Source organism: Timaviella obliquedivisa GSE-PSE-MK23-08B, assembly GCA_019358855.1.
In the GTDB taxonomy this organism is placed as follows: Bacteria; Cyanobacteriota; Cyanobacteriia; order Elainellales; family Elainellaceae; genus Timaviella; species Timaviella obliquedivisa.
In genome coordinates, this window is the sequence record JAHHII010000005.1 from 50058 (window position 1) to 62705 (window position 12648).

Annotated in this window: 11 protein-coding genes; 8 read left to right on the forward strand and 3 right to left on the reverse strand. The window is 45.2% G+C overall.

Annotation, left to right across the window (positions count from 1 at the left end):
• Positions 1-18 precede the first annotated feature (18 nt).
• Positions 19-1656, forward strand: a complete 1638-nt coding sequence (locus tag KME11_10905) for a metallophosphoesterase (protein ID MBW4515723.1) — start codon at positions 19-21, stop codon at positions 1654-1656.
• A 36-nt stretch (positions 1657-1692) separates the two neighbouring features.
• Here the strand turns inward: KME11_10905 and KME11_10910 are convergent, their stop codons facing one another.
• Positions 1693-3054, reverse strand: a complete 1362-nt coding sequence (locus KME11_10910) for a DUF2252 domain-containing protein (protein ID MBW4515724.1) — start codon at positions 3052-3054, stop codon at positions 1693-1695.
• Positions 3055-3521: 467 nt separating this feature from the next.
• On the opposite strand from KME11_10910, the gene KME11_10915 reads away from it, so the two are divergent.
• The 6 genes from KME11_10915 (at position 3522) to queF (ending at position 10475) form a co-directional block, all read left to right on the forward strand.
• Positions 3522-3779: a helix-turn-helix domain-containing protein gene (locus tag KME11_10915; GenBank protein MBW4515725.1), complete on the forward strand. Its 258-nt coding sequence runs from the start codon at positions 3522-3524 to the stop codon at positions 3777-3779.
• Between the two features lie 52 nt (positions 3780-3831).
• Positions 3832-7818, forward strand: a complete 3987-nt coding sequence (locus tag KME11_10920; GenBank protein MBW4515726.1) for a PAS domain S-box protein — start codon at positions 3832-3834, stop codon at positions 7816-7818.
• 40 nt (positions 7819-7858) lie between these two features.
• Positions 7859-8659: a 7-carboxy-7-deazaguanine synthase QueE gene (locus KME11_10925; protein MBW4515727.1), complete on the forward strand. Its 801-nt coding sequence runs from the start codon at positions 7859-7861 to the stop codon at positions 8657-8659.
• 210 nt (positions 8660-8869) lie between these two features.
• Complete coding sequence (locus KME11_10930) at positions 8870-9352, forward strand: hypothetical protein (protein ID MBW4515728.1); 483 nt, start codon at positions 8870-8872, stop codon at positions 9350-9352.
• A 9-nt stretch (positions 9353-9361) separates the two neighbouring features.
• Positions 9362-10069 (forward strand): 7-cyano-7-deazaguanine synthase QueC, encoded by a 708-nt coding sequence (gene queC / locus KME11_10935; GenBank protein ID MBW4515729.1) that lies wholly within the window; start codon positions 9362-9364, stop codon positions 10067-10069.
• Positions 10062-10475: a preQ(1) synthase gene (queF, locus tag KME11_10940; protein ID MBW4515730.1), complete on the forward strand. Its 414-nt coding sequence runs from the start codon at positions 10062-10064 to the stop codon at positions 10473-10475. Before queC ends, queF begins: the two co-directional genes overlap by 8 nt.
• Before the next feature lie 66 nt (positions 10476-10541).
• Here queF and KME11_10945 read toward each other — a convergent pair whose 3' ends face one another.
• A complete protein-coding gene (locus KME11_10945) occupies positions 10542-11030 on the reverse strand; it encodes a hypothetical protein (GenBank protein MBW4515731.1) in 489 nt (162 codons plus the stop codon).
• Positions 11031-11235: 205 nt separating this feature from the next.
• A complete protein-coding gene (locus KME11_10950; protein ID MBW4515732.1) occupies positions 11236-11847 on the reverse strand; it encodes a hypothetical protein in 612 nt (203 codons plus the stop codon).
• Between the two features lie 269 nt (positions 11848-12116).
• Here KME11_10950 and KME11_10955 point away from each other — a divergent pair, with 269 nt between their 5' ends.
• Positions 12117-12638, forward strand: coding sequence for a hypothetical protein (locus KME11_10955; protein ID MBW4515733.1), 522 nt, complete (start codon positions 12117-12119; stop codon positions 12636-12638).
• Positions 12639-12648: the final 10 nt, after the last annotated feature.

The following is a 12648-nucleotide window of genomic DNA, read 5'->3' on the forward strand; positions in this document are numbered from 1 at the left end:
CTTATCCCATACGTCATCATGAAACTGAGGATTAATCGTTCCTTTGACTTTAAACTTATTTCTGATCCAGCGATCGCAGATAAAGTTTATAAAATGGAACAACGAGTGCAGTGGCGTGATCCAACCATTGTTGAACGGGGGATAGACCAAACTTCTCTAGTCCTGGGTGATGGTCAAGCAGAAGACTCTCAGTTTTCCTTTCTGGTAGTGGGTGATAGTGGTTCAGGGTCACATAGAGGTCACCATCCTCAACGTAAAGTTGCAGAGCTAATGCTGCCGCACCATGCAGAATGTCGGTTCATGCTTCACACGGGTGATGTGATCTACCTAGTGGGTTCTAGTGAATATTACAGGGATAATTTTATAGAGCCTTACCGAGAGTTTTTGGTAGGAGGCGATCGCTGTAAAACCATTGCATATGATCAGATGACTTTTTCTCTGCCAATTTTGCCAGTCTTGGGCAATCATGATTATTATGACTTGCCTTTTTTCTCTGGCTTGATTTCCCTCTTGGCAACGCCTGCTCGGTTTCTACTTCGTTCTCGTTTAGAGTTGGATGTAGGGCGGCAAGGTTCGAAGCAGGGCGATGCCTATGCCCGTGCTTTCCTAGACTATCTCAAAGCACTATCGCCCGAAAAGCTAGCTCATCACCTAGATCAGCATTATACTGCCTCTGCTGATCATGGGCGTTGTTTACACTATCAACCGGGTCAGTTCACTCGGTTACCTAATCGGTACTATACCTTTCGCTATGGCAGTATCGATTTTTTTGCACTTGACTCTAACACATTCAATGCACCTTCTCCTTTGCCAACGACTCCTGAAGGAAAAGCTTATCGGCAACACCTAGAGGAACGCTGTGAGTTACTAAACCAAGAGAAGCTTCAGATACTAGAAAAAACGGCAACTCTTAACTCCAGTAACCCCGAAGAATCAGACCAGTTGGATGATCTCCGGGTCAAGCTTTCGCAGATTGATGAAGTTCAAGTAGATATTATTAAACAATTGGCTTCTAACGAAAATGTAACGGTTGATTGGGAGCAGTTAGACTGGCTTAAGCAACGGTTGATTGATTCGTGGCAAACCGATAATGTACGTGGAAGAATTCTCTATTTTCACCATCCTCCTTATGTTACCGAAGCAACTAAGTGGCAGCAAGCGCAAACGTTAGCAGTACGTTATCGCTTACGGTATGTGCTTGATGAAGTTGCCAAGGAAATCGGTGATTTGACTCAGGGTCGTCCTTTAGTAAATCTTGTTTTAACAGGTCATGCCCATTGTTTGGAGCATTTGAAAACTTTGGACACAGGACACGCTGATTCAAATATTAATTGGATTATTTGTGGCGGTAGTGGCTATAGCTTACGTCGGCAAAGACCTGAAGGAACAGAGCTAAGAGAATCAGTCAATGAGGTAGGCAGAGATCATCAGTTGCTTGAGGAAGATATCCAAGATGGAGACGATCGCCCTGTTGCGAATTCTCACTTGTTTATTGGTCGCAGTGGCAATGGTACTCAAAAACGGCGACCCTATTCTGCTTTACGCATTGATGTTAAAGCAGGCGACCCGCCTAAATTTGTGGTTCATCCACTGGTCGCAGAGTGGCATCAGCAGCAGTGGTTGGAACATGATGTTAAGCCATTTGTAATTGAATAGAGCAGTGAATTAGATAGATGTTAGGTGCTAGCTGAGCTAGCCTTCTTTTGTCTCTAATCGCCCAGATCGTATGGCTTCCTTTAGCACTCGATAATCTTGCTCAACTTGATGGGCATAAGCCGCGGCAAAATCAGTCACAGCTTGATCGAATGCGTCAGTTTTACCGAGGTAGCCGCCGATTAAAGCCGGATCACCAGTGCGAGAGTGTGCACGGGCTAATGTGGAGCCGCAAATTTTTCCATAATCTTCTAATCTGTGGGCAGACATGCCTTTGAGCTTAATGGAAGTCTTCATGTCTTTGAGTTGACGGAAATAGAAGTCTTGCCGCTCAGGACTACTTGTCCATCCTAAAAAAATGTCACTAGCCGCTTGCATTAAGCGTTGACCGCTGACAATGCGCTGTCCCTCATGGGCATAGGGACTTTTCCCTGCGTAGGGTTCTAAGACGGATGGTCTGGCTTCTTTGTATTGAAGGAGTAAGGGGTCGTTGTTATTGTCTAACAGTAGAGCAACGCCACAGTGGGTGCCGACGCTACCAACACCCACTACTTTTAACGCGACATCGACTAAGCGGTACCGATCGAGCAGAAACTGGCGATCGACCTGAAGCGTATCCCGATATTGCTCAAATAGGACTTGAATTTCATCAAAGTACTCATCTTGGTTAGGCAGATGATAAAGCAGAGGGGGGTTATCCACAAAGCGACGTTGCCCGTTTACTTCCTCAGTCAGTTGATGAAATGCTTGTCCTAAAGTGCGGGTAAATGCTTTGTTTGCCATTTTTACCCAATGGCTGCGTGTGTCTTCCTCAGGAGCATTTTCAATCAACAAATCTGCTTCTAGTCGGGCATACCAAACTTCTATGGTTTGTAGGTGACTATAGCGATCGATCGCCAGTCGGTAGGCGCGCGCGGCTGCTAATGCGGCTTCACAGCAGTCGTGATCAGAAAGACGCAGTTCACGACCCGCCAGAACAATGCTGGTGACAAGTCGTTTCACATCCCATTCCCAGGGAGCAATTAGCGTTTCGTCAAAATCATTGAGATCAAAAATGAGATTGCGTTCAGGCGTAGCAAAGCCACCAAAGTTAAGAAGGTGGCAATCTCCACAGGCTTGCACCTGAATTTGTGTCGTAGGAGTCGTTGCCAAATCTGCTGCCAAGATAGCAGCACTGCCTCGAAAGAAAGTAAAAGTAGATTGCATCATCCGCCAATGCCGAATGGGAACCAAATTGGGGATCCGTCCTTGGTTAGATTTTTCTATGAGACTAATTGGGTCAGCCCGATCGCTGGAAACTTGCCATTCTCGGTGAGCCGATCGCGGTACAGCTTGGCGCAAGGCTTTTCCGGCAGCTTGGCGATCGCTGCGTGATTGAGAAGCCGAAGGTGAATGAGCCATCTGGCAAAATATGAAAACGTCACGAAAATTTTATACTGTCTTTCGAGGGTTGACAGTGTAGAACTTAACTTACCATGTCCTATTTCTTTCCTCTAAACTGAGAGGGCAGCCTTACAAGTTTATACTGCTGATCTCTCTTAGCATTTTTCCTTGCGTAGAGAGAGTTAGAGCCTATCTTAAAGCTCTCCGAACCTTCCCAATCCGGCATTGCTGAATGAAAGTATGAATCTGCTCAAAGCCCGTTTCCTTCAGGAGAGGGGTTGGGGGAGAGGTCTATTCGCTGCGTTGCCAACTCAACCTAACTCCTAGCCCCTTTCCTAAGAGGGCAGGGGAACCGGATTTTCATACTACAATTCATCAACGCCCCTAATCCTATCAACGACTCACGCAATATCAGTCTTAAGGTAGATAGACACAGCAAAAACCACGCTTAAGACTTATAAAGTGCCTTATAACTTGTGATTACCATGCAAACATCGCACCCCTCGCTGAGGGCAAAGCAACCTGAAATTGGCAAACTCATTCGTCACCTTCGCCAAGAAATGGAGTTGACTCAGGAAAAACTGGCAGCCAGGCTGGGAGTGACCTTCCCAACCCTCAATCGCTGGGAAAATGGGCGAGCAACTCCTTCTCCTTTGGCAATGGAGAAGATTGAAGCACTTTTGCACCAAATTGGCGATCGCGGTCAATTATTGCTAAGTCAGTGTTTTTCTGAAACAGAGTAAGCAATTACGAAGAGCGGCGCATCAAAGAGAGTCTAGAAAAGGAGTTAAAAGGGTGAGCGATCGAGTGAAAGCATGGGCACTAGACTTTATGAGTAGCCGTAAAAGCAAGGTTATTACTCAACTACTGCCCTATGTCATAACGCTGCTAGCTGTTGGCTCGGCAATACTACTTACCCTGATTCTAAGACCTTTCCTTGCCCCTAGTCCCCATCAACTGTTTTTTCTAGCAGTGATGGTCAGCGCTTGGGCGGGCGGCTTACGACAAGGCTTACTAGCAACCGTTCTATCTACTTTGGTAGTCAACTACTTCTTTACTCAGCCCTATTATTCGCTAGATATTATCAATTCAGCATCTGTGATTAGGCTCAGTACGTTTGTTGTAGTAGCGGCAATTATTAGTTGGCTCAATCAGTCGCGGAAAAACGCATTACGGAAAGCTAAAGATAGCCTTCAGGCGCTTCGCCAAAGTGAAGCAAGATTTGGGAGTTTAGCTGGCTCTAATATTATTGGGATGGCTGTTTTTGACTTAGATGGCTTGGTTCTAGAAGCCAATAATGCCTTTCTTGAGCTAGTAGGCTATACGCAGGAAGATCTGCGATCGGGGCAAGTGCGCTGGCGCGATATAACACCACCAGAATACCAGCAGGTGAGCGAACAGTGCGTGCAAGATCTCAGATCGACTGGAGTTTGTGCGCCTTTTGAGCAGGAGTACATTTATAAAGATGGTTCGCGCGTGCCTGTTCTCATTGGTTCTGTGATAGGAGAAGAAAATACAGCGACTGGTTTTGTATTGGATTTAAGTGAACGCAAAAAAGCTAAAGCTGCACAGGAGGAAGCATCTCGACGAGAGCAAGCTCTGTACATTGAAGCGCAAGCTGCGAGAGAACGCTTAGAAGATGTTTTAGCAGGTATTAATGATCAGTTTTTTGTACTAGATCAAGAATGGCGCTATACCTACGTTAACGATCGCGTTGTAGAAGTTGTCGGAATGCCCAGGGCAGACTTACTAGGCCAATGTGTTTGGGAATTATTCCCCGATATAATCGATACTTCGCTCTATGTAGAAGCCCATCGATCTGTCGCAGAGCAGACGCAGGTTCAGCTTGAATTTTTCTATCCGTCTTGGCAGCGCTGGTTTGAAAGCCACATTTATCCTTCTGGTAACGGCGTTGCTATGCTGGCTATTGATATCACCGATCGCAAGCGCATTGAAGAGGAGCGGAAACAAGCTGAAGCTATCCTACGTGAAAGTGAAGCCCGGTTTCGGCAAATGGCAGATGCTGCTCCAGTACTGATCTGGATGTCTGGAACCGATAAACTCTGTCACTACTTCAACCAGCCGTGGCTAGACTTTACCGGACGAACCCTAGATCAAGAAATGGGCAATGGGTGGGCAGAAGGCGTGCATCCCGACGATGTTCGATATTGCTTAGACACCTACGTCACTGCCTTTGATGCTCGGCAACCGTTTCAGATGGAGTATCGCTTTAGGCGCTTTGATGGCGTGTACCGTTGGATTCTTAGTGCATCTGTGCCGCGATATACTTCAGAGGAAGAATTTTTAGGCTATATCGGCTCTTGCATTGACATTGAAGATCGCAAACAAATGGAAGAAGCTCGGCGAGAAAGTGAAGAGCGATTCCGAACCCTGGCAGATAATATTTCTCAGCTAGTGTGGATGACCGATGCCAGCGGCTGGGTTTATTGGTATAACCAACGCTGGTTTGACTATACTGGAACCACTCTTGAGGAAGTGCAAGGCTGGGGTTGGCAAAAAGTACATCATCCAGAATATGTCGATCGCGTTACTAAGCGGCTCCGTCATTTCTTTGAAATCGGTGAACCCTGGGAAGATACATTTCCACTGCGAGGCAAAGATGGAATTTATCGCTGGTTTTTGTCTCGGGCGTTACCCATCCGAGATGAAACAGGGCGCATTCAAAGCTGGTTTGGCACAAACACCGATGTTACCGATCGCCAACAAGCAGAAGAAGCTTTGCGAGACAGTGAATCGCGGTTCCGGCTAATGATGGAGAGTGCTAAAGAGTACGCCATTTTTACAATGGATATGGAAGGTCATGTAATTAACTGGAACGCTGGAGCGAAGCGTCTTTTGGGCTATTGCGAAGCCGAAATCGTCGGACAAAACTATCAAATTCTTTTCACACCTGAAGACGTTGCCCAGGGTTTAGAAAAGCAAGAAATGCAGAATGCCTTACAGGAGGGCGGAGCCGATGATGCACGTTGGCACCAGCGCAGAGATGGGAGTCGCTTCTGGGCAAACGGATTATCAATGCCATTACTAGACGAAGCTGGGCAAGTTCAGGGATTTATGAAAATCTTGCGTGACATGACCAAGGAAAAGCAGGCCAGTGAAAGGCTACAACTGCTGTACGAAACTGCCAGCGATTTACTAACCGCCGAACAGCCCTTAGTACTGATGAACAGCCTGCTGAGCAAGCTCTCGGTGCAAATGGGGCTGCAATTTTATGTTCAATACTTTATGGAGCAAGATCATCCTGCTTCAATGCTGCAACTGGTTTCATTTAACGGGCTTTCTGAGGTGACAGTACACCCGCTAAGGCAGCTTGCTTTAGGAGAAGGAATTTGTGGATGTGTGGCTCAACAACAGCACCAAATGTTGTTGAACGATGTGCAGCAATCGACGCTGCCTAATGCTCAAACTCTTCGCTCTATAGGGGTGACTGCTTATGCCAGCCAGCCTCTCATTGTTCAAGGGCGACTTTTAGGAACTCTTGCATTCGGCAGCTTTACTCGAACAGAATTCACTTCAGAGGAAGCATCTCTGCTGCAAGCCATTTCCGATCAGGTTGCTGTTGCGATCGATCGCGCTAATTTAACCGCCTCGTTACGCCAACAAGCAGAGCAACTTTCCCATGCGAACCGGATCAAGGATGAGTTTTTGGCAGTCTTATCCCACGAGTTGCGCACTCCATTAAACCCTATCTTGGGCTGGTCAAAACTCCTGCGAACTCGAAAGTATGATGAGGCTACAGTGAATCGTGCATTAGAAACAATCCAGCGCAATGCGCAACTTCAAACCCAGTTAATTGAAGATCTGCTAGACGTTTCCCGAATTCTACAAGGCAAACTGAGCTTGAAGGTTAGTCCCATCAGCTGGAACTTCATTATTCCAGCGGCACTGGAAACGGTGCGGTTAGCGGCAGAAGCCAAAGCGATTCAAATCCAACCTACGATCGAGCCTAATGTTGGGCAAGTTCTGGGAGATGCGGGTCGATTACAGCAAGTCGTTTGGAATCTTTTATCTAATGCAGTTAAGTTCACACCGCAGGGAGGCCAGGTCAGCATTAAGTTAGAACAAGTAGAGAACCAGGCGCAAGTGACCGTTAGCGATACTGGTAAAGGTGTTACTGCTGAGTTTTTGCCTTATGTCTTTGATTACTTTCGTCAAGCCGACAGCGCTACCACTCGCAAGTTTGGTGGCTTGGGGCTGGGGTTGGCGATCGTGCGGCAAATTGTTGAATTGCATGGTGGCACAGTTTGGGTAGAGAGTCCGGGTGAAGATCAAGGGGCAACATTTGTTGTGAGGCTGCCACTGCTTAATGCAAAGCCAGAAAAGAGCCAGGAAGAAAATCAATCTTTAAGCCAGACCTCTGAGGGTTCGTCTTTAGCAGGATTGCGAATCTTAGTTGTGGATGATGAGATAGACTCGCGCAACTTTACGGCTTTTGTTTTAGAGCAAGAGCAAGCTGAAGTGATGACCTTATCTTCTGCCTGGGAAGCGCTGCAAGAACTTGAGCAGTATAATCCGGATGTACTATTGACCGACATTGGAATGCCCGACATGGATGGTTACATGCTAATTCGGCAGGTTAGAACTCGCCCACCCGAACAAGGCGGACAGGTCGTGGCGATCGCCCTCACAGCCTATGCCGGAGATTTTGACCAACAGCAAGCCTTACAGGCGGGGTTCCAATATCATTTGTCCAAGCCAATCGAACCGGATGAACTAATTAAGACGATCGCCGCCCTTCCCAGGAGAGCCAGCCAGGGTTGAGTCAGCGATCGAAACTTCCACAGATAGATCATGGGTAGAAGTGGATAGACGGCATCTGTCTACGGGTGGCTCTACCAAAACTATCCAAAAGTATTGTTATATACTGAGATTTGCGGCGATCGCCCCAAACCCAGATACAAACTCAGATACATCCCATGCAGATACGATAATGACGGCAACAACAACCTTGCTAGTCGAGGAAATTTTTGAAACGATACAAGGTGAAGGCGCATTCACAGGATCTCCGGTATCGTTCGTTCGCTTATATGGTTGTCCGGTCGGTTGCGCTTTCTGCGATCAGGGCTGGGCGGCATCTGCTGATACAACTCGGCAAAATCCCTATCAATGGATGGCGATCGCCGACATTATTAAGCAAGTTTCTAGCTATGCCCCTCAGCGGATTGTGATTTCGGGTGGAGAGCCGCTGCTGCAAAAAAACTGTGCCCTCTTAATCCACGAGCTTCAAACCGCTGGGTTCACTGTTCACATCGAAACCGCAGGAATTGCCCCTATTTCTACGCCAGATTTAGCAGACTGCTGGATTACCTTTTCGCCTAAAGATAAAGTTGCCCGATCGCCTCAGTACAAATCCCTTGAGTTCTACTGGAAGCGAGCCGATGAAATTAAGCTAGTCATTGAAGATGGCACCGAACTTGAGTTTTATCAAAACTCTTTAGCCGCTAGCCAAGCCCCGGTCTATCTACAGCCAGAGTGGAACAATCTTTCGGTGACCAGCGCGATCGCAGTTTCACTGCTGCAAGATTTAGAGAGACAGCGATCGCATAATGGGCGAATCTATAAATTGAGTTTGCAAACCCATAAGTTTCTAAATCTGCCCTAGTCTAAGAGGATGTCTGAGAAGTATCAAAGAGTCTTACACTCGCCCCCCAACCCCCCATTCTGGGGGACTTCCGAGCCACTCCTTCTTCAAAGTCCCCCAAAATGGGGGATTTAGGAGGCGGATTGGATAGCAACCTAGACTTCTCAGACAACCTCTAAAACTAATCAGGTCAATCAAATCAATCAGTTATCGGAGCCTGTAAAAACGATCATGAACTCGAATCATTGCCGCTCTCAAAGATTAGAACGAACCGCGACAGCATTAGCACCAGTCCAGCAAGCGATCTATCGCAACGTTAATGCCCAAGATAGTGATTTACTCAGTCAAATGCGATCGCTAAACTTTGAGTACGAAATTGCCTCATCTTTTGAAAGGTTTCACAGCAACCCTCCTCTGTGGCAAGACTTTCATTCGCATATTTTTGAGGTTCGGCTAACTTTTCAATCCCGACAAAATTCAGGAGATCTCTACGGTTTAGATATGATCGAAATGCAGCAAAAACTTGAGGCTTTAATTTCTAAAATCCCGCCAACAGTTAACCACCTGCCGGGATGTGAAGCGGGAACAACTGAGGCTTTATGCTCTTTTTTTGCCGACATTAGAATCGTGATTGCTGATCCCTTAATCCGGCTAATTAAAGTTTCAGTTTCCGAGACTCGCGATCGCGTAACCACATTATTGTTACAGGACTAAGCCGTGAATATCCCCACTCAATGCATTATTCTTCTAAGCGGTGGACAAGATTCTACAACCGTTGCCCTCCAGGCTAAAGCTGATTATGAGGAAGTTCATGCCCTGACGATTCACTACGGACAGCGGCATGAAATTGAGGTTGAAAGCGCTCTTGCAGTAGGGAAAGCATTGAGCGTTACATCCCATGAAGTAATTAAATTAGGCAATGTCTTAAAGAGCACTTCGCCTTTAGTTTCGAGCAATTCTGTGGATGTCTTTGAAAGATCGGAAGACGTTCCAGAGGGTGTTGCTAATACGTTTATTCCTTCTCGAAATGCTCTATTCTTAACTCTTGCATCTAATCGAGCGATCGCGTTAGGAATTAACACAATTTATACCGGAGTTTGTGAATGCGATTACTCAGGTTATCCTGATTGCCGTAGGGTATTTATTGATTCTTTAGAAGATGCCTTAAGTTTAGGCAATTTTGGGGGAAAAGGTAAATTCAAAATTCTCACGCCTCTTATGTTTTTGACGAAAGCAGAAAGCGTCAAGCTGGCTCAAAGCTTTTTAGGCATTGAGGAATTCAAGAGAATGTTTGAGCTTACTCATACCTGCTATCAAGGTATTAAGGGAGGATGCGGACACTGTGCTGCCTGCCTGCTTCGAGACAAAGGATTTGTGGAAGCTAAAGTTGATGACCCAATTTGGAAATTTAGAGAGGCTCAAAATGATTGAATCTTATGGCTCAAGCGCAATCGCTAATGCAGCGATCGAACCTTTGGAAATATGGGAAAGTCCATCCCTAATTCCTTATCTCATTCACTTAGAACATCCTGAGTTTGCGTCACTTTGTCCTCGGTCTGGCTATCCTGACTCTGGAACAATTGTGATTGATTATATCCCCCATAGATTTACCGTTGAATTAAAGGCGATAAAACTATATATCAACTCGTTCCGCAATGAAAAAATCTCTCATGAGGGTGTTATAAATGCGATCGCCGATAAATTCTTTAAAGATGTACAGCCCCGGTCGCTGCGAGTAATTGGCGATTTTATGCGTCGTGGTGGCGTGAAGACTGTAATTACGGTTCAAAGAGGCGATCGCTACGATTTTGCAAGTTATCAGGCAAACATCTTGTAATCATCCTAAGTCTAGCAATTAAGCAAAAGGAGTTAAATTCGCTAGTGTCACTACTTCTTAAACAAATTAATTAGGAGTAACTGAAATACCACTTTCTTGAAGTAGTATTTGAGCTTGTTTTAACTCATCTGGTGTGACATCTGCAACAAGTACGTACTGCATCGCAGTAGTAGGATCTGTCTGATCTTTTTGAACGTTAATACCTATAAATACTCCTAAAATACTGATTGCTAAAGCGCCTACACCATTGCCTGCTAATACTAAACCTGTTAAATGAAGAGGAGCTAAATCTGAACCACTGGAGAAAGAGCCTGCAAGAGCAATAAGCCCCCCAACTAATCCACCCAATACAGTTCCTGTTAAAGCGCCGACGCCAGCATTCTTCGCTGCTTCAGTTTCGTTAATAGAAGAATTTGGATCAAGAGACTCAGGGATAACAGAAAATTGCTTTGAAGGAAAGCCAGCCTTTTGAAGTGTACTTAAAGCAAGCTGTGCGGTCTGATAATCCAGAGACTGCGCAATAGTATTTTGATGAGGATTTACAAAATTCTTCATTACAAGATTGATCTATTCGTTAACTACACACGGCTACTGTTTACTATAATTAATACTTTGTATAGATAAGTCTTCTAGCTAAAGGAGTAGATTTATACAAATAATGAGTAGTGCTATTAAAAAAGGTTTAGGCAGCACATCCTTTTGAAAGAAAAGAATGCGCTGCTCTAAGTAACTCTACAAGTTTCTAAAATCCGCTGACAAGCTAAGTCCGGTCAGTGGCACTATCAACCGCGCGCTGAGTTGTTTTCAGAGCGTTTTCTCCAGCTTGTTGAGCTTGCTCTGCTGCATCATTACCAAATCCTTTGATGTTCTCCTGAGCCTTCTTAGCATTAGCTTTTAAGTTCTCAGTTCCTCTTTTGGTACCTTCTGAAACATCACTGGTCACTTTATCTAAAGTGTTCTTTGCCGCTTCGGTATTTTTACGAATGTTGCCACCTGGATTTGCATTCTTAAACTCGTTTAACGCATCTTTAGGAGTTTTGGTTTTGTCGAGATTGCGATCTGCCTGCCGAATCATCCGGTCTGCTTTACCCTTGGTCGCACCCTCGTCGTACCTAAAATCATCATTGTGCTGATTCATTTTGCCAGTAGCTGGCTGAACACCATCATATAACTCCGTCTGTTGTCCTTTTCTTTCAGTGTAATCACCACTATTACCCACTACGTTGGGCGCAGGAGGATTACACCCTGTACCCACAAATAATAAAACTAGAGCCGCGATCGCCACTCCAGCTTTCTTAGAAAAGAGAGTGGAAAACAAATTTTTGATATTTAATGCGATACTACCGATCGCTTGGGAGAAAATCTGACGCATTGTAAAACCTCTAATCTAACTTTACTCATAGAGAATAGATCTAAAAGTTGAGCATTATCTTCCGACAAAAGTTGTAGATTGCTTTATGGAACAATCTATCCAACGAGGGGTACAAGCTTCAATAACTGACAATAACTGATTAGTTCACTTGATTAGAGCAAACTACAACATAGAAATTGCTCCTCAGGCTATCCCTTTAGGATGATTGTTGCCTGAATTCAATATGTGACTATTGCTCCCGTAGGCAGATCTAAGCATTGCTCAATTCATTGTATAAGAGAATTGCACAGCTTAGCTATAGGAATTCTTTTATGCGACCTAGGTTTGTGAAGCCTCTAAGTCAAACTAATCGCAGTTTACTTTCAGTTTCTTGTTGTTTTCTAATCATGCTAGTACTATGGCTAGGTATCTTCTTAGACAACAGCCCTGCATCTTTAGCACAGCCGTTGCAAGCAAGCAGAGTAAATGAATTTGATAGCGCGATCGCTAATCGCCCTGATGTTTTTGAAAGCCTGAAAGATAAAGTCAAAGATGACTTAAGCGGAAAGGCTAGGTCTGTCCTAGGTGATTCTGACTCTGCTAATCTAGCGGAAGAAGCCAAATCAGTAACTAACCAACCGAAACGAAGCTTTGATAATTCAGCGAAGAGAATTGAAGCTACGAAAACTGAGGTTGACGGGCGCACTGAAGAAAACATTGCTAAGATTCAAGGCAAAGCTACAGATTCAGGGCATGGAATTGAGAACGCCATTGAAGATGTTATGAGCAACATTAAAGACAAGGTCAATTAACCAGTCCTGA

Coding starts and splice junctions, on each gene's coding strand:
- KME11_10945 (MBW4515731.1), bottom strand. CDS start 11,030: ATGAAGAATTTTGTAAATCCTCATCAAAATACTATTGCGCAGTCTCTG.
- KME11_10910 (MBW4515724.1), bottom strand. CDS start 3,054: ATGGCTCATTCACCTTCGGCTTCTCAATCACGCAGCGATCGCCAAGCT.
- queF (MBW4515730.1), top strand. CDS start 10,062: ATGATTGAATCTTATGGCTCAAGCGCAATCGCTAATGCAGCGATCGAA.
- KME11_10915 (MBW4515725.1), top strand. CDS start 3,522: ATGCAAACATCGCACCCCTCGCTGAGGGCAAAGCAACCTGAAATTGGC.
- KME11_10905 (MBW4515723.1), top strand. CDS start 19: ATGAAACTGAGGATTAATCGTTCCTTTGACTTTAAACTTATTTCTGAT.
- KME11_10950 (MBW4515732.1), bottom strand. CDS start 11,847: ATGCGTCAGATTTTCTCCCAAGCGATCGGTAGTATCGCATTAAATATC.
- KME11_10930 (MBW4515728.1), top strand. CDS start 8,870: ATGAACTCGAATCATTGCCGCTCTCAAAGATTAGAACGAACCGCGACA.